The 17,735-nt window shown below is 55.5% G+C and carries 16 protein-coding genes; 7 read left to right on the top strand and 9 right to left on the bottom strand.

The annotated features are described in order from the left end of the window. Positions 1–72: 72 nt before the first annotated feature. Both C5687_RS00485 and C5687_RS00480 read left to right on the top strand, forming a co-directional pair. A complete protein-coding gene (locus tag C5687_RS00485) occupies positions 73–1,143 on the top strand; it encodes a LacI family DNA-binding transcriptional regulator (RefSeq protein WP_104556218.1) in 1,071 nt (356 codons plus the stop codon). A 103-nt stretch (positions 1,144–1,246) separates the two neighbouring features. After that, positions 1,247–4,333, top strand: coding sequence for a beta-galactosidase (locus C5687_RS00480; RefSeq protein WP_104556217.1), 3,087 nt, complete (start codon positions 1,247–1,249; stop codon positions 4,331–4,333). A gap of 35 nt (positions 4,334–4,368) precedes the next feature. Here the strand turns inward: C5687_RS00480 and C5687_RS00475 are convergent, their stop codons facing one another. Further along, a complete protein-coding gene (locus tag C5687_RS00475; protein ID WP_104556216.1) occupies positions 4,369–5,220 on the bottom strand; it encodes a nickel/cobalt efflux protein RcnA in 852 nt (283 codons plus the stop codon). Positions 5,221–5,356: 136 nt separating this feature from the next. Between C5687_RS00475 and C5687_RS00470 the strand changes: the two genes are divergently transcribed. Then, entirely contained in the window at positions 5,357–5,629 is a 273-nt protein-coding gene (locus tag C5687_RS00470) for a metal/formaldehyde-sensitive transcriptional repressor (protein ID WP_024906840.1), read from the top strand. Here the strand turns inward: C5687_RS00470 and C5687_RS00465 are convergent. Then, entirely contained in the window at positions 5,622–7,187 is a 1,566-nt protein-coding gene (locus C5687_RS00465) for an EAL domain-containing protein (protein ID WP_104556215.1), read from the bottom strand. The genes C5687_RS00470 and C5687_RS00465 overlap by 8 nt on opposite strands. 222 nt (positions 7,188–7,409) lie before the next feature. Between C5687_RS00465 and C5687_RS00460 the strand changes: the two genes are divergently transcribed. Then, positions 7,410–7,670 carry a type B 50S ribosomal protein L31 gene (locus C5687_RS00460; protein ID WP_047957896.1) on the top strand — a complete coding sequence of 87 codons (261 nt, stop codon included), beginning with the start codon at positions 7,410–7,412 and terminating at the stop codon, positions 7,668–7,670. A 2-nt stretch (positions 7,671–7,672) separates the two neighbouring features. Next, the gene (ykgO, locus tag C5687_RS00455; RefSeq protein WP_003859006.1) at positions 7,673–7,813 is read left to right on the top strand and encodes a type B 50S ribosomal protein L36; all 141 of its coding nucleotides are present in this window, start codon (positions 7,673–7,675) and stop codon (positions 7,811–7,813) included. Here ykgO and C5687_RS00450 read toward each other — a convergent pair. After that, on the bottom strand, positions 7,810–8,520 hold the full coding sequence (locus tag C5687_RS00450; RefSeq protein ID WP_047957897.1) for a GNAT family N-acetyltransferase: 711 nt from the start codon (positions 8,518–8,520) through the stop codon (positions 7,810–7,812). The two genes, ykgO and C5687_RS00450, sit on opposite strands and share 4 nt — an antisense overlap. Before the next feature lie 101 nt (positions 8,521–8,621). Here C5687_RS00450 and pdxR point away from each other — a divergent pair, with 101 nt between their 5' ends. Then, a complete protein-coding gene (gene pdxR / locus C5687_RS00445; protein WP_104556214.1) occupies positions 8,622–10,082 on the top strand; it encodes a MocR-like pyridoxine biosynthesis transcription factor PdxR in 1,461 nt (486 codons plus the stop codon). Here the strand turns inward: pdxR and C5687_RS00440 are convergent. The 6 genes from C5687_RS00440 to acrA form a co-directional block, all read right to left on the bottom strand. Then, positions 10,054–10,521 carry a YlaC family protein gene (locus tag C5687_RS00440; RefSeq protein WP_059385616.1) on the bottom strand — a complete coding sequence of 156 codons (468 nt, stop codon included), beginning with the start codon at positions 10,519–10,521 and terminating at the stop codon, positions 10,054–10,056. The two genes, pdxR and C5687_RS00440, sit on opposite strands and share 29 nt — an antisense overlap. A gap of 116 nt (positions 10,522–10,637) precedes the next feature. Next, entirely contained in the window at positions 10,638–11,189 is a 552-nt protein-coding gene (gene maa, locus C5687_RS00435) for a maltose O-acetyltransferase (protein ID WP_047957900.1), read from the bottom strand. Between the two features lie 208 nt (positions 11,190–11,397). Beyond that, a complete protein-coding gene (locus C5687_RS00430) occupies positions 11,398–11,616 on the bottom strand; it encodes an HHA domain-containing protein (RefSeq protein ID WP_008499287.1) in 219 nt (72 codons plus the stop codon). A gap of 33 nt (positions 11,617–11,649) precedes the next feature. Further along, positions 11,650–12,024 (bottom strand): Hha toxicity modulator TomB, encoded by a 375-nt coding sequence (gene tomB / locus C5687_RS00425; RefSeq protein WP_008499288.1) that lies wholly within the window; start codon positions 12,022–12,024, stop codon positions 11,650–11,652. A gap of 512 nt (positions 12,025–12,536) precedes the next feature. Then, a complete protein-coding gene (acrB, locus tag C5687_RS00420; protein ID WP_047957901.1) occupies positions 12,537–15,683 on the bottom strand; it encodes a multidrug efflux RND transporter permease subunit AcrB in 3,147 nt (1,048 codons plus the stop codon). A 22-nt stretch (positions 15,684–15,705) separates the two neighbouring features. Next, positions 15,706–16,899 (bottom strand): multidrug efflux RND transporter periplasmic adaptor subunit AcrA, encoded by a 1,194-nt coding sequence (gene acrA, locus C5687_RS00415; protein ID WP_047957902.1) that lies wholly within the window; start codon positions 16,897–16,899, stop codon positions 15,706–15,708. A gap of 141 nt (positions 16,900–17,040) precedes the next feature. Here acrA and acrR point away from each other — a divergent pair, with 141 nt between their 5' ends. Then, the gene (gene acrR / locus C5687_RS00410) at positions 17,041–17,694 is read left to right on the top strand and encodes a multidrug efflux transporter transcriptional repressor AcrR (protein WP_104556213.1); all 654 of its coding nucleotides are present in this window, start codon (positions 17,041–17,043) and stop codon (positions 17,692–17,694) included. The last annotated feature ends 41 nt before the right edge of the window (positions 17,695–17,735 follow it).

The following is a 17,735-nucleotide window of genomic DNA, read 5'->3' as shown; positions in this document are numbered from 1 at the left end:
CGAAGCGCTCACATGTTTTCATGGCGTCGCTGTGCCAGAATAGGCCCCCCGAAACACGCGATGCCAGCATGTATGAAAGCAATCACACTCTATGATGTCGCCCTCCTTGCGGGGGTTTCTTATCAGACCGTTTCCCGCGTCATTAACGACGCGGAACATGTGTCTGCCCGCACCCGGGAAAAGGTGCAGCAGGCGATGGCGGAGCTGCACTATGTGCCTAACCTTCGGGCACAGCAGCTGGCGGGTAAACGCACCCGCACGCTGGGGCTCATCACCACCGATCTGGCCCTGCACGCCCCTTCGCAAATTGTCTCGGCAGTGAAATCCCGGGCGGCAGAACAGGGGGCGAGCGTCCTCATTTCCATGGTGGAACAGCCGCACCAGTGTCAGGCCGCGATTCAGGCCTTGCTGGCGCAGCGCGTGGAAGCGCTGCTGGTGAATGTTCCGCTTGACGATCCGCATGCCGAACAGCTCAGGGCGCTGGCATCGCCTGTCCCGGTGCTGTTTCTCGATGTATCCCCTTCAGCGCAGGTCAATAGTCTCATCTTTAATGCCGTGGAGGGCGCACGTCTGGGCGTTGAGCATCTGCTTTCGCTGGGTCATCAGCGCATTGCCCTGCTGAGCGGGCCGGAAAGTTCGGTCTCCGCACGGGCACGTCTGGCGGGCTGGAAAGCGACGCTGGCAGGGGCGGGTCTTGACGCCGCCGCCGTGGCCTGCGGTGACTGGAGCGCGGCCAGCGGATATGAGAAGGGGCATTTGCTGTTATCTGCGCCGGCATTACCGGATGCGATTCTGGTGGCCAACGATCAAATGGCCCTCGGGGTGATGCGCGCCTGCGCGGAAAAAGGGATCGCGATCCCGGGTCAGATATCCGTGGTCGGGTTCGACGATACGGCGGACAGCGCCTGGTTTTCCCCACCGTTGACGACCATTCGCCAGGCGTTTCGCGAGGCAGGCGAACGCAGCGTGGAGTGGTTGCTGGCGCCCACCGGGGACGAAGCGTGCTGGCAGGTTCAGCTGCCGGTGACGCTGGTGACCCGCCACTCCAGCGCGCGCCACACCCCCCTGCAGGCGGAGCACGAGACGCTGGCGCAACAGCTCAGAAGCCTGGCACTACTGGCGGAGCAGCTGGCCCGCAAGTAAGACTTTTGTGATCTGACTCGCTACCCCGCAAACGATCGCTTTACCGTTATCGGATGCCAGGGCATGTTAACGAAAATTGTGAGCGCTTCGCAAAGAGGTTATTATGTCCCATACTCCATCGCTGACCCTCAGCGCCATTCTCGCCCGACGTGACTGGGAAAACCCGGGGGTTACCCAGTGGAACCGTCTGGCGGCACACACGCCGTTATACAGCTGGCGTGATGAACAATCCGCCCGGGATGACGCCGGATCTGTCAGCAGGCGCTGCCTCAATGGGATGTGGCGGTTCAGCTACTTTGCTGCCCCCGAGCAGGTTCCTCAGGCATGGGTCACCGAAGATGGCGCAGATGCTGTGGCCATGCCCGTGCCGTCTAACTGGCAGATGCAGGGATTTGACACGCCCGTCTACACCAATGTGACTTATCCGATACCGGTTAACCCGCCTTTTGTTCCGCAAGAAAATCCTACCGGTTGTTACTCGCTCACATTTGACATGGACGTCTTACAGGCCGGGCAAACCCGCATTATTTTTGACGGCGTGAACGCGGCGTTTCATTTGTGGTGCAACGGGCAGTGGATAGGTTACTCCCAGGACAGTCGACTGCCCGCTGAATTTGACCTGACAACGGCATTACGCCCCGGGCAGAACCGCCTCGCGGTCATGGTCTTGCGCTGGTGCGACGGCAGTTATCTGGAAGATCAGGACATGTGGCGCATGAGCGGTATTTTCCGCGATGTGTCCCTGCTGCATAAGCCTGAGACGCACATTGCGGATTACCATGTTGTTACCGACCTGAACGCGGATCTGGACCGCGCGGTGCTGAACGTGGAGGTCGCGCTGGCGGGCGCTGACTTCGCGGCGTGCGACGTGGCGATGACCTTGTGGCGCAACGGTGAGCGCTGTGCAAGCGTCACCCAACAGCCTGGCTCTGCCATTGTGGATGAACGCGGAAACTGGGCCGAGCGGTTAACGGCGGCAATCCCCGTGGTGTCCCCCGCGTTATGGAGTGCGGAAACGCCGGAACTCTATCGCCTGACGATCGCGCTTCGCGATGCGCAGGGCAACGTGCTGGAGAGTGAAGCCTGCGACGTTGGCTTCCGCCGGGTTGAAATCAGCAACGGTCTGTTGAAACTCAACGGTAAACCCCTGCTGATCCGCGGGGTTAACCGGCACGAGCATCATCCGGAAAACGGCCAGGTGATGGACGAAGCGACGATGCGTCGCGATATCGAACTGATGAAACAGCACAACTTCAACGCCGTGCGCTGCTCGCACTACCCGAACCACCCCCTGTGGTACCGGCTGTGCGATCGCTATGGCCTGTACGTTGTTGATGAAGCCAATATCGAAACTCACGGCATGGTGCCGATGAGCCGTCTTGCTGACGATCCGCGCTGGCTGCCCGCCATGAGCGAGCGTGTGACCCGCATGGTGCAGCGCGATCGTAATCACCCCTCCATTATCATCTGGTCGCTGGGCAATGAGTCCGGGCACGGCGCAAACCACGACGCACTGTATCGCTGGGTGAAATCCACGGACCCGACGCGTCCGGTACAATACGAAGGCGGTGGGGCGAATACAGCGGCGACGGATATCGTCTGTCCGATGTACGCCCGTGTCGATCAGGATCAGCCTTTCCCGGCGGTGCCGAAATGGTCGATCAAGAAATGGATCGGCATGCCGGATGAAACGCGGCCGCTGATCCTCTGCGAATACGCACATGCGATGGGTAACAGCTTCGGCGGGTTCGCGAAATACTGGCAGGCGTTTCGCAGCCATCCTCGCCTGCAGGGTGGGTTTGTCTGGGACTGGGTCGATCAGGCTTTGACGAAGAGAGACGAAAAGGGCAACGCCTTCTGGGCCTACGGCGGTGATTTTGGCGATAAACCGAATGACCGGCAGTTCTGCCTGAACGGGCTGGTGTTCCCCGATCGCACACCGCATCCGGCACTGTATGAGGCGCAACGCGCACAGCAATTCTTCACCTTTACGCGGGTCAGCACCTCTCCGCTGGTGATAGAGGTGCAAAGCGGCTACCTGTTCCGTCACACCGATAACGAGGTGCTGAGATGGACGGTTGCCCGGGACGGGGAGGTGCTGGCCTCGGGCGAGGTGACGCTCGCGATGGCGCCTGAAGGCGCTCAGCGTCTGGAGATCGCCCTGCCAGAGATAAAGGCTGAACCGGGTGAAGTCTGGCTGAACGTTGAGGTTTATCAGCCGCGGGCGACGCCGTGGTCACCTGCCAACCATCGCTGTGCCTGGGCGCAGTGGCAGCTCCCGACGCCGCTGTTTATCGCACAGTCTGACCCGGTGGGTGAGCCGCCGGTGCTGACGCAAAGCGACGCCATGCTGATCCTGACGCACCGGCAGCAGCGATGGCTTTTCGATCGTGCTTCAGGAAACCTGACGCAGTGGCTGAACAATGGTGTTGAAACGCTGCGTTCACCGCTGAGGGATAACTTTACCCGCGCGCCGCTGGATAATGATATCGGCGTAAGCGAGGCCACGCGAATTGATCCTGATGCATGGGTTGAGCGCTGGAAGGCGGCGGGAATGTACGATTTAACCCCGCGGGTGTTGCATTGTGAAGGCGAGCAGCGTGCCAATGAGGCTGTAGTGACGACGCTGCATGCCTGGGAATATCGCGGAAAAGCGCTGTTCCTGAGTCGTAAGGTGTGGCGCGTGGACTGCCAGGGGAGGTTGCACGGCGATATTCAGGTGGATATTGCGTCCGATATCCCGGAACCCGCGCGCGTTGGCCTGAGCGTGCATCTCGCCGAAACGCCGGACAACGTTCGCTGGCTGGGGCTGGGCCCGCATGAAAACTATCCGGACCGAAAACTGGCGGCACAGCAGGGGCGCTGGAGATTGCCCCTCGAGGCCATGCATACGCCGTATATCTTCCCGACGGAAAATGGCTTGCGCTGTGATACCCGCGAGCTGGTGCTGGGAACGCATCAGCTGGATGGCCGCTTCCATTTCTCGGTGAGCCGCTACAGCCAGCAGCAGCTGCGAGAGACAACCCATCAGCATCTGCTGCGTGCAGAGCCGGGATGCTGGCTCAATCTTGATGCATTCCATATGGGCGTGGGCGGCGACGACTCCTGGAGCCCCAGCGTCTCGCCGGAATTTATTCTCCAGCAACGCCAGCTGCGTTATACCTTCAGCTGGCGGCAGACGCTTAACTGACCCGTGAGAGGCGGCCACAGGGCGTGGCCGCCTGCTTACCCCAGAATCCCGCTCAGGCCGTGCAGGCTCATGTAAATCCCTACAACAGTAATCAGCGCAGCGGAGATCCACGGCGCTTTTCGGGAAAGTTCGCTAAACCCGGGCCAGCGTTTTGTCGCATGTTTGAGGCTTAAGGCGGCAATCGCGCCGGAAGCGACCAGGGTGATCGCCAGACCAATACTGAAGCTGAAGACCAGCGTCGCGCCAAGGGCAAAATGCTTGAGCTGCAGGCAGATGAGAAGAACGGTGATGGATGCCGGGCAGGGGATGAGCCCGCCGGTCAGGCCAAACACCACGATCTGTCCGGTGGTGACGTTTTGGCCGCTGAAGCGCCGGTTAATATCCTGCGCGTGGGCGCGCTGGTGAGCGTCCTGCCACTCGTCATCAACCAGCGGATGTTCGTGGTGGTGATCATGCTGGTGGACATGGTCATGGTCATGGTCATGGTCATGGTCATGGTCATGGTCGTGGTCGTGATGATGGTGGTGATGATGATGATCGTGCGGCTGGCCCTCTTTCCAGGTCCGCCACGCCATCCACAGGGCGATCAGGACGATCAAGACTCCCGATATCAGCTGGAACCAGGGCTCTGAAGTATGCGCATCCCAGCCCCGACCAAACCATAATCCTGCCATGGCAATAACCCAGACTACCGCCGTATGGGAAAGTGTGGCTGCCAGACCGAGCAGCACCGCCTGCTTCAGCGTGCCGCGGATGGCCACAATAAAGGCCGCCATCATCGTTTTTGAGTGGCCCGGCTCCAGGCCGTGTAGCGCGCCGAGCAGAATAGCGCTGGGAACAAACAGCCAGGCATTGCCCTGCTGCAGAAGTGAAGCAAAATCGTTCATGGGAAATTCCGGAGTGGAAAGCGTGCTCAGATAGTACTCCCCCCCAGTAGATTAATACTACCCCCCAGTAAAAAAATACTCAGGGGGAGTAGAGCGTGATATGCTTTGAATGCCAAAGAAGAGAAGGGATCGCCCGATGTCACATACCGTTCGCGACAAGAAAATGTTATTGACCCGCCTGAAGAAAATTCAGGGGCAGAGTAACGCTCTGGAGAAAATGCTGAACAGCGATCACGAATGCGCCGAGGTGCTACAGCAACTGGCGGCGATCCGTGGCGCGGTTAACGGCATGATGATGCAGGTGATCGAAGGGCATTTAACCGATCACGTGGTGAAAGAGCCCGAAGAAGCGCAGCGTGAAGCCGATCTTGGCGTGGTGTTGCAGGTGATCAAATCTTATCTTAAGTAGCGTGCGTTTCGAGGTTGTGTTCTGCCCAGAGAATAAATTCCGTTTTGGGCAGCGCTTTGCTGTAGTACCACCCCTGCCCATATTGCACGCCGTGTCGGTGCAGCCAGGCGAGTTGCCCTGCGGTTTCGACTCCCTCCGCGACCATCGCCAGCTTCAGCGATTTCGCCATTTCAATAATGTGCGGCGTCACGTTTTTATACTCCAGCGCATCCACGAATGATTTATCAATCTTGAGCGTGTCGACATCAAGGTCCTGCAGATAGCTCAGGCTGGAATAGCCCGTTCCAAAATCATCAATATAGACAGGATGGCCCGCCCGGCGGAATGCGGCGATAGCCGGCGCGCTAATTTGAGGATCGGCAAAGCCACGCTCGGTTAACCCAAGGGCGATCTGGCCGGGATGGACTTGCCACTTATTCAGTAAGTGGCTCAGCAGCGGTGGCAGCGTGCCGGAGGTCAAATCGGCGGGGGCGAGGTTAATGGAGATGTGCTGGTCGCCGTGCAGATGCAGCCAGTGGCCCATGTCTTCAAATACTTTTTCGATAACCAACTGCGTCAGCTGCGAAATGAGCCCCGTTTGCTCGGCCAGCGGCACAAAGATATCAGGAGAAAGACTGCTTCCATCTGGCTGGGGCCAGCGTGTCAGCGCTTCTGCGCCAACAATTTTCCCGCTACACAGCGCCACGATGGGCTGATAGTGAACCACAAAATCGCGGCTGTTAATGGCGTCAAGCAGGCGATTGCGCGGGGACTGGATGCGACGCAGTATCCGCAGGACAAAAAGCGCGGCAAGCAGGCTTATCAGGATGCCGAAGGGCAGCCAGAACAGCAGCTGCCGGTGCCAGGTTTCAGCCAGCGGTTTGAGCGTCGCCCATGCGACAACGGTAAACCCCAGTTCGGGGACGGGCTTCATCACATACATCGAACCGTCGTACTGTACGCTGGTCATCTCCTGATCCTTAATCATGTCCCGGATGTGCGGATCGAGCGTATTGCTGCTGGCGAAGATGCGGCGTGTTGCACTTCCGACCAGGGCGGCATCAATCGCTATCTCACCGAAAGGGATCACATCCACCAGCGAAGCCGGATCGACCATGACCAGATAATGCCCTTTACCCAGCACAGCCATATAGTGATTAAACCCAAGATCGTTTTGGGTGGTCAGCCATGCGCTGTAACCATCTTCGGTAATGCGCATTGGCGGCGGGAAAGGGGACGCATGACTGGTTTGCTCCAGGGAGGAGCAGAGCGGTTTGAGGCTGTCGATATAAATCACTTCCTGGATATATCGCCACGAGAAAGCGACCCGTCGCATCTCCCTCAAATGCAAAGGGCTACACGGCACGCCCTCAAAGGCCTGCAGGTGATCGAGCGCTTCTTTCGCCTGATCCACGACCCTGTCGGTGCGTATCAGCACGCGTGAGGCATAGTTATCCAGGGCATCGACAAATTTATCTTCCGCCTGGCGATGAGCCAGCCAGATGCTCAGGCAAATGGGGACCAGCACAGAAAAGATAAGTATGCCGGTCACCAGACTGACCAGATGTCGGGTTTTCATGCTGTCGTTTCCTTCCTCGTATGCCCGCTCCTGAGCACTGAGTTCCCTGCCTGAAGAGAAAGTTTTTTACCGCGAAATGATATAGTTATAGCACGTGGGTGGCATGGTTTTCATTTTATCTCAGGGAAACCCGAAAATATCACCCTGATTGAGGGGGGTTGTTTTTATAGCCTGGCCCGGATATTATTTTGTTATGTTATAACAAAACATAAGAGGTTTATGATGAAACCAGATATCCATCCCACTTATCGCACCGTGGTCTTCCACGACACCAGCGCCAATGAATATTTTAAAATTGGCTCAACCATTAGCACCGACCGCGAAATTGAGCTCGACGGTGAAACGTATCCGTACATCACCCTTGATGTCTCGTCAAAATCGCACCCGTTTTATACCGGCAAGCAGAAAACGTTCTCCACGGATGGCAGCGCAGCGCGCTTCCGTAAGCGTTATGGCGGTTTTATCAATGCGAAGCGGGGCTAATCATGCAGGTACTTAACTCATTACGTAGCGCAAAACAGCGTCACCCGGATTGCCAGATAGTCAAACGCAAGGGACGCTTATATGTGATTTGCAAATCTAATCCGCGTTTTAAGGCGGTTCAGGGACGTAAAAAAAGACGCTAGACGCGCGTTACTCGCCAGCTTTCCAGGGATCTTTTCTGTTTGCCATCGGCAGTAAAATTGTCGGTGGCAAGCCAGCCTTCAAATGCGCTTGCCAGCGCTGGCCACTCTTTGTCGAGGATTGAAAACCAGTCGGTGTCCCGGTTATGTCCTTTTGTCACCAGCGCCTGGCGAAAACGCCCCTCAAACTGAAAACCCAGACGCAGGGCCGCTTTGCGGGACGGTTCGTTCAGACTATTGCATTTCCATTCATAACGCCGGTAACCAAGGGTATCAAAAACATACTGCATCAGCAGATATTGCGCTTCTGTTGACATAGGTGTGCGGCTTAACAGGGGAGAGAAGTGAACGTGCCCCACCTCCACAACGCCGTTTTTAGGATCGATCCGCATCAGGGCCAGCGTGCCGACCGGAGATTGGGTCTGGTTATCGATAACGGTGAAGTGCATGGGATCGGATAACTCACTCACGCTAGCGACCCATCCGGCGAACGCCTCTGCGGTGGCATCGGGCTCACGCAGCAGCCACGTCCAGCTGCGGGTATCTTCGGCCTGAGCATACGCGCAGAACAGCGCGTTGGCATGCTCCACCCGCAGCGGCTCAAGCCGGCAGTAACGACCCTGAAGTACCACCCGGGACGGATGTGGACGGGGTTGCCAGTCGATAAGCGGTTCGCCCACGGGCTGCCCAAACTGATTGATTGTATTCATCTTCATCTCCGTGACGTTGAAAAGAGTTCCAGACTAATGAATTGCTGGTTCCTTAAAAAGAACCACCAGGTTATGTTTTGATGGTGCCACGAGGAGGTGAGATGAATATTCCGGGTGATGAACTGTATACCTTGCTCAATGCAGCGCTGAAAAAACGTGGCGAGGAGACGCTCCAGCGTACGCTCTATCTGGCTTTGCGGGAGGCCATTCTGAGCGGAAGACTCCGCTCCGGCAGCCAGCTTCCCGGTTCGCGCACGCTGGCCCGGCAGCTCTCCCTTTCCCGCAATACCGTCAATGCGGCGCTGGACCAGCTCACCCTCGAAGGGTATCTGCAGCGTAATCGCCAGGGTACGCGGGTAACACTGTTTGCGCAGCGTGCTGTCCCGAGGTCATTGCCGGACCCTGCCATCACGCTTGCCAGACGGGTCAGCCTGCTGCCTGCACCGGTGCAGCGGGATACCCCGGTTCTTGCCTTTACGCCGGGGACACCCGCCATTAACTATTTCCCTCTGCCGCTATGGCGGCGGTTGTATGACCGCGTGATGCGGGAGGAGGGAAGCGCCCTGTTAGGCTACGGCGACCCCGCAGGCGAGCCGTCGCTGCGGGCAGCGATTGCCCGGCACCTTGCCTTGTCCCGCGGCATTGACTGTGACGCCAGCCAGATAGTGATCACTGAAGGCGCGCTTGAAGGCGTCAACCTGTGCACGATGCTGTTGAGCGAGCCGGGGGATATCGCCTGGGTAGAAAACCCCGGCTACAGTGGGGCAAAAAGCGCGTTTGTTAAAACCGGCCTGACGATGAAGGGGATCCCGGTGGATGACGAGGGAATGTGCTGGGAGGGACTGAATGCACCTTCTCCCGCGTTAATTTTTACCTCACCCTCACATCAGTTTCCTTACGGGAGCGTGCTCAGTGCCCGGCGGCGTCTGGCCCTGCTGGCGCTGGCCAGAGAGCATAACGCCTGGATTATTGAGGACGACTACGACAGCGAATTCCGTTATGCCGGTGAGCCCGTACCGGCGATGCTGGGAATGGTGGCGAATGCTCCCGTGGTCTATCTGGGGACGTTCAGTAAGACGCTGTTTCCGTCGCTCAGAATGGGATTCATGGTGTTGCCGCCAGCGCTGGCGACAGCGGCTCGTCCGGCCATTGGCTCGCTATTGCGCGGAGGGCATCGCGCGGAGCAACGTACCCTGGCGCTGTTTATTGAAGAGGGCCATTATGCCCGCCATCTCGCCGCCATGCGTCGTCTCTATCGCAAACGCTACCGCCAGCTGCGGGAAGTGCTGGTCACAGAGCTTCATACCCCGCACCGCATTCTGGCGGGTGAAGGCGGCATGCATCTGACGCTGGCGATAGACGGGATTGACGACCAGAAGCTGGTGGAGCAGGCGAGGGCGTTTCAGCTGGCACCCGCTGCGTTGAGCGGGTATTACCTGGAGGCGAAGCAGGGGAAAACCGGTCTGGTGTTAGGTTACGGCAATACCTCTGCTTCGCAGTTTGCGTCGGGGATCCGACGTCTTCAGGCGCTCATTACGCAGCAGCAGGGCGGGAAAGGGTAAAAACATCGTAGAAAGAGAGCTGGCCTTTAGTGGAGACCATCTTCTGCAGCTTCTCTTTTTGCTCGGTTTCCACTGCCGGAGAGTGCATGATGCTGTCGATAAGCTCCCCAGGTACGAAACGCGTGTTGTACCATTCGCCGTTGTAGCAGACCCGGAAATCGAGGACATCGATATCTTCGTAACGGTAGCGCGGGTTCACGTCAAAAAAGAAAAAGGCATTAAAGACGACAAACAGCACCACCAGCAGCCAGACGGAGTCCACCAGCGTTTCGGACTTGAGCATCACAATAAGCGTCGCCAGCCAGGCGGCATACATGGCGACAAACAGGCCAGGATGTTTGCGGATAAAGCTAATGCTAAAGCGCGGGCGATTATCGCGCTTTTCGCGGACGTTAAGATCGTCGATAGTGGCGATGAGCAGGCGCTGTATCTCGGTCATTTTTTGCCTTCATGAGAGTTGACAATACAGGGTGACCGCCAATTTTAGGGGAGCCATCAGGCTGAAAAAAGTAACAGTCTGACGCTAAAAGACCATAACAGTTGGCTCCCAGTCCCTCACAGCGTTTTGATGATTTTTGCCGGGTTACCGCCCACGACGACGTTAGCCGGAACGTCTTTCGTCACGACAGCACCGGAGGCCACCACCACATTATCCCCTATCGTGACGCCAGGGTTAATGACCGCCCGACCACCGAGCCAGACATTATTTCCAATGGTGACGGGTTTTCCAAACTCCACGCCGCTATTACGCGCTTCCGCGTCCAGGGGATGGGTAGCCGTATAAATATGCACACCCGGTGCGAGCATGCAGTTATCGCCAATATGAATGGGGCAGACATCCAGCATCACGCAATCGAAGTTAGCGTAAAAGTTTTTGCCGAGATAAATGTTATATCCATAGTCACAGCGGAAGCTCGGTTCAATATAAGCCCCTTCGCTTTGCCCCAGAAGTTCCGCCAGAATGTTCTGGCGTTCTGTTTTTTCATCCGGCGCGGTGTGGTTATAGCGATAAATCAGATGGCGGGCTCGCAGTCGGTCGGCCCGTAACGTCTCATCACCGGGGCGGTAATGTTCACCGGCAATCATCTTCTGTTTTTCTAAGCTCATGGGAAACCTCTCTGGATGTCATTACCGCAGGGTAATCGGAACAGACCAGAAGGGGAACGTTCCCGACAAGCTGGTGTGACTGTAGTCACAACATTGTTGCTGATGAACACGTTTTACACGGAGACCTGGCATACGCACAGGAGGTCTAACGGGACAGGTAAATATCGTTCAGAACGTGGCGTAGAACTCTACAGACACCTTTCAATGATTAACGGACAAATTTCCATACCGACGTTGGGATTTTGTCATACAGCTTATTCATGGTCAGCTCAGCAAGACGATGGTCAGCGGCTGAATAAAATACCGCCAGTTCATTATCAGAAAGCTCGTATTTATTCTTTTCAATGACGCGTTCGAGGGTGTCAATTGACTGACAACGTCGCAGGCGCATCAAATAATCGATCTTAGTGAGTGGTTTATCAGACATAAATTCACCTTAGTATTAGTAATTGTAATAATTTTAACAGGAAAGACTAACCGGGTTAGCTCTGCTCACGTTGACGAAACAGCGGAATAGCCGGTTTCCCGATTTACGCCATTTTTGCAAATCCTGGGCGTTAATGCCGTAACTGCTGAACAACATAAAGGTGTCATCCAGGTATTCATCAATTTGCTCAATGAGCTTATTATCTTCATTGTACTTAATTTTATAATTAAGTGCGAAGGTTGCGATATGCTCTATCAGCTCATTCAACTGTAAATTGATGGCAGACGTTGGGTCGTTTACCCAGCCATGGTTGCTTTCATCAAGGTTGGCAAGGCAGTCATGGTACAAGGATTCGCAGAGAAATTTCAACTGCGCGATATCATGCCTTTTTGGCGAGTACTCGTCCATAGCGCATCCCCTTCTGAGTGATTTCTTACTCACCGAACATCATTGTCGGGATGGATACAACATACTTAGCCACACGGGTGCGGTGTTCCTGATAACTCTAACTATAAGCCACTCTCATCAGGATTTCATCGCGCTATTACGAAAAATTACAAATAAAACTGCAGACTGCGAGCGTTAACGCAATTGTTCCTCCAGAAGAGAACTTTTTGAACCCAATTAACACTGGCTTTTTATCGCTTCCTTACCTTTCATTGGCTTAGCGTAAACAACGAGAAAAGTTCAGTTCCGGAGTTCTCTTTGTCAGAACTTCTTATTAGGAATATTCCTAACAACTTAAGCGGGGAAATGAAATTAAAAAAATCCTGAATTCACCGATTAAGTTATCCGTTAATTATGATATGTCTAATTAAGATGGCAGAAAATAAATGGAACGACAATAAGCGTAATTTATGATTTTTTTCTGAAAATGAAAAAGGCCGCGAATGCGGCCTTTTTATCATGTGGAACCGGTATCAGTGAGGTTCTACCGAATGACTGTGCTCAATATCTTCATTCTTACGGCTGAAGCGGCGGCGAACCACCACGAAGAACACCGGTACGAAGAAGATAGCCAGTACGGTCGCGGTGATCATACCGCCCATAACCCCTGTACCAACCGCGTTCTGCGCGCCGGAGCCCGCACCGGAGCTGATAACCAGCGGCAGTACGCCGAGGATAAACGCCAGGGACGTCATCAGGATAGGGCGCAGACGCATACGAACCGCCTCCAGCGTCGCCTCAATCAGACCTTTGCCTTCTTTCTCCATCAGATCTTTGGCGAATTCGACGATAAGTATCGCGTTCTTCGCCGACAAGCCAATGGTTGTCAGCAGGCCTACCTGGAAGTACACGTCGTTGGTCAGTCCACGGAACGTCGCCGCAAGCAGCGCACCGATAACCCCGAGTGGCACCACCAGCATAACCGAGAACGGAATCGACCAGCTCTCATACAGTGCCGCCAGACACAGGAAGACCACAATCAGTGAAATGGCGTACAGAGCAGGGGCCTGGTTACCGGACAGACGTTCCTGATAGGACATACCGGTCCAGTCATAGCCGATACCCGAAGGCAGTTTGCTTGCCAGCTCTTCCATCAGGTTCATGGCTTCACCGGTGCTTCGGCCCGGCGCGGCCTGACCCAGGATCTCCATAGATGGCAGACCGTTATAGCGTTCCAGACGCGGTGAACCATACTCCCAGCGCGACGTAGAGAACGCCGAGAACGGCACCATCTGACCGTTGCTGCCACGCACGAACCAGTTATTGATATCGTTCGGCAACATACGGTATTGCGCTTCTGACATCACGTACACTTTCTTCACACGACCGCGGTCGATGAAGTCGTTAACGTAGCTACCGCCCCAGGCTGCACCCAGTGTGGTATTGATGTCACTGATGGACACGCCCAGCGCCTGAGCTTTCTCCTGGTCGATGTCGATTTTGAACTGCGGCGTATCTTCCAGGCCGTTTGGACGCACGCCGACCAGCAGGTCAGGATGTTTCGCGACTTCACCAAACAACTGGTTACGCGCCTGCGTCAGTTTTTCGTGACCCAGACCGCCCTGGTCGATCAGCTGGAAGTCGAAACCGGTCGCGGTACCCAGTTCAACAATCGCTGGCAGGTTGAAGGCGAAGACCATCGCATCTTTAATTTGCGAGAAGGTGCCCATTGCACGGCCGGTAATGGCCTCAACTTTGTTCTCTTTACCCGGGCGTTCCGCCCAGTCTTTCAGAGAGACGAAGGCGATACCGGTGTTCTGGCCACGACCCGCAAAACCAAAGCCGTTAACCGCAAACACGGACTCAACGTTGGCTTTCTCTTTGGTGAGGTAGTAGTCCGTCACTTCATCCAGCACTTTTTGGGTACGCTCTTGCGACGCACCCGCCGGAAGCTGTGCCATCGTCAGGAACACGCCCTGGTCTTCATCCGGCAGGAACGAGCTTGGCAGACGAACGAACAGGAAAGCCATGCCTACCACGATGATGATATAGAGCAGCAGATAACGACCGGTGCTGCGCAGGATGTTACCCACGCTGTCGGTGTAGTGGTGCGTGCTCTTATCAAACATGCGGTTAAACCAGCCGAAGAACCCTTTGTGCTCGCCATGGCCGCCTTTCTGAATCGGCTTCAGCATTGTGGCACACAGCGCAGGCGTCAGGATCAACGCCACCAGCACCGACAGCGCCATCGCCGAGACGATGGTAATCGAGAACTGACGGTAAATCGCACCGGTAGAGCCCCCGAAGAAGGCCATCGGGATAAATACCGCAGACAGGACCATCGCAATACCGACCAGCGCGCCCTGGATCTGACCCATTGATTTACGGGTCGCTTCTTTCGGCGGTAGACCTTCCTCCGCCATGACACGCTCGACGTTTTCTACCACAACGATGGCGTCATCCACCAGCAAGCCGATGGCGAGCACCATCCCGAACATCGTCAGGGTGTTTATCGAGAAGCCAAAGGCCGCGAGAATGGCAAATGTCCCCAGCAGAACGACCGGAACGGCGATAGTTGGGATAAGCGTCGCACGGAAGTTTTGCAGGAACAGATACATTACCAGGAAGACCAGAATGATCGCTTCTGCCAGCGTCTTCACCACTTCGTGGATCGAGATTTTAACGAACGGCGTGGTGTCGTACGGATAAACGATCTTCAGACCTGACGGGAAGAACGGTTCCATTTTCTTCAGTTCTGCACGGATCGCCGTGGCGGTGTCCAGGGCGTTAGCGCCTGTCGCCAGTTTGATACCCAGACCCGAAGCTGGTTTACCGTTGAACTTCGCGATGATGTCGTAGTTCTCACCGCCCAACTCAACTTTCGCCACGTCGCGCAGGCGAACCTGCGAACCGTCCTGATTCACTTTCAGCAGAATTTTGCTGAACTCATCAGCGGAGGTCAGACGGGTTTGCGCGATGATCGAGGCGTTAAGCTGCTGGCCTTTCACCGGCGGCGTGCCGCCTAACTGGCCGGCTGCCACCTGGGCGTTCTGCGCTTTAATGGCGTTAATCACGTCAACCGGGGTCAACTGGAAGTTGTTCAGTTTGTTCGGATCCATCCAGATACGCATCGCGTACTGGGAACCGAACAGCTGCACGTCACCCACACCGGAGGTACGGCTGATGGCGTCCTTCATGTTGGCGCCCACGTAGTCGGAAATATCCTCCTGCGTCATGGTGCCGTTGGTGTTGATAACGCCGACAACCATCAGGAAGCTACTGGACGATTTCTCGACGCTCACGCCCTGCTGTTGCACTTCCTGCGGCAGCAATGGCATCGCCAGCTGCAGCTTGTTCTGCACCTGAACCTGCGCAATGTCAGCATCCGTACCTGACTCGAAGGTCAGGGTGATCTGCACGGTACCGGTTGAGTCACTGTTTGAGGACATGTACATCAGGTTATCGATACCGTTCATGTTCTGTTCGATAACCTGCGTCACGGTGTCCTGCACCGTTTTCGCATCAGCCCCTGGATAGGTTGCGGAAATTGTCACCGCCGGAGGCGCAATCGTTGGATATTGCGCGACAGGCAGCTTCAGGATCGCAAGTCCCCCAGCCAGCATGATGATAATGGCGATCACCCACGCAAATATGGGGCGATCGATAAAGAAATTAGGCATGTCTTAACGGCTCCTGTTTAAGTTAAGACTTGGTTTGTTCTGACTGGCCAGCGGCCGAAGCTTGTTGTTTATCGTCAGATTTCACTTCCTGTGCTTTAACCTGCGCGCCAGGACGAACTTTTTGCAAACCAGTAACAATCACGCGATCGCCATCTTTCAGACCTTCCGTCACCAGCCATTTATCGCCAATCGCCTGGGTGGCGGTGATATTGCGCATTTCAACTTTGTCATCTGCCCCAACAACCAGTGCGCTCGCATCGCCGCGCGGCGTACGGGTCACACCCTGTTGTGGAACCAGAAGGGCGGTTGGATTCGTTCCTTCTTCCAGACGTGCGCGAACAAACATCCCTGGCAGCAGATTTTTGTCAGGATTCGGGAAAATCGCACGTAAGGTGATGGAACCGGTGGTCTGGTCGACCGTCACATCAGAGAACTCCAGGGTACCTTCCTGTGGGAACTTGATACCGTCGTTGGTAATCAGCTCCACTTTGGCTTTGCCGTTTTCCTGTTTCAGGGTGCCGTTAGCCAGCTCCTGTTTCAGACGCAGGAAGTCGTTGCTGGACTGCGTAACGTCAACGTAGATCGGATCAAGCTGCTGTACGGTCGCCAGCGCCGAGCTCTGGCCGTTCTGCACCAGCGCCCCTTCCGTCACGGAAGACTTACCAATACGACCGCTGATAGGGGAGGTCACTTTGGTATAGGCCAGGTTGATGCGCGCGGTTTCAACGGCCGCTTTTGCTGCTACCACAGCCGCGTTTGCCTGCTGGGCATCCGCCAGGGCAGTATCATAATCCTGTTGGCTGATGTACTTAGTCCCGAGCAGTTTCTGGTAACGGTTCAGCGTCAGCTGGGCAATTTTGGCTGCGGCTTGCGCTTTCGCCAGGTCGCCTTTCGCGCTTTCATACGATGCCTGATAGGTTGCAGGATCAATCTGATACAGAGACTCACCGGCCTGTACATCACCGCCTTCAGTAAAGTTACGTTTCAGGATAATGCCGCTAACCTGAGGACGCACTTCCGCAATGCGGTAAGCACTGGTACGGCCGGGTAATTCGGTGGTGATTTGTAGAGGTTCAGATTTGAGCGTCACGACGCCGACTTCTGGCGCCTGCTGAGCTCCTTGTTGAGCCGGTTTGTCGTCACATCCTGTTAGCGCTAAGCTGCCTGAGAGCATCAGAACGACCGCCAGAGGCGTTAACCCTCTGTTTTTGTTCATATGTAAACCTCGAGTGTCCGATTTCAAATTGATCAATGGTCCTGAGTCCAAAAACCCATTGCTGCGTTTATATTATCGTCATGCTATGGTACATACATTCACAAATGTATGTAAATCTGACTCCTGTAAATTCACTCACCTATGGCACGAAAAACCAAACAACAAGCGCTGGAAACCCGACAACACATTCTGGATGTGGCAATACGTTCGTTTTCCCAGCAGGGGGTGTCATCCACCTCGCTGGCTCAAATTGCTCAGGCTGCCGGTGTGACGCGGGGAGCGATTTACTGGCATTTTAAAGACAAGTCAGATCTGTTCAGTGAAATCTGGGAGCTTTCAGAGTCCAGCATTAGCGATCTCGAGAGTGAGTATCGGGCAAAATTCCCTGACGATCCACTCTCAGTATTAAGAGAAATATTAGTATATATCCTTGAAGCGACGGTAGTTGAAGAACGTCGCAGGTTAATGATGGAAATTATCTTCCATAAATGCGAGTTCGTGGGCGAGATGGCGGTGGTGCAGCAGGCGCAGCGCAGCCTTAGCCTGGAAAGTTATGACCGTATTGAGCACAACCTGCGGCTGTGCATGGAGGCAAAACTGTTACCGGCCAATCTGTTCACCCGCCGGGCGGCTATCCTGATGCGCAGCTACATTTCCGGTCTGATGGAAAACTGGCTCTTTGCGCCGCAATCCTTTGACCTCAAAGCGGAAGCCCGCAGCTACGTCGCGATTTTACTGGAAATGCTACAGTTCTGTCCGACGCTGCGCAGCGATGCGCCTTCGCTAACTGCCTGAGGCCTTTCCAGGATTTATCTCAGAGGATAACGTTCGCGCTA

This window comes from Enterobacter sichuanensis, from assembly GCF_002939185.1.
Taxonomy (GTDB): domain Bacteria; phylum Pseudomonadota; class Gammaproteobacteria; order Enterobacterales; family Enterobacteriaceae; genus Enterobacter; species Enterobacter sichuanensis.
The sequence above is the reverse complement of the archived record's forward strand: the minus strand, read 5'-3'. Positions and strand labels throughout refer to the sequence as shown.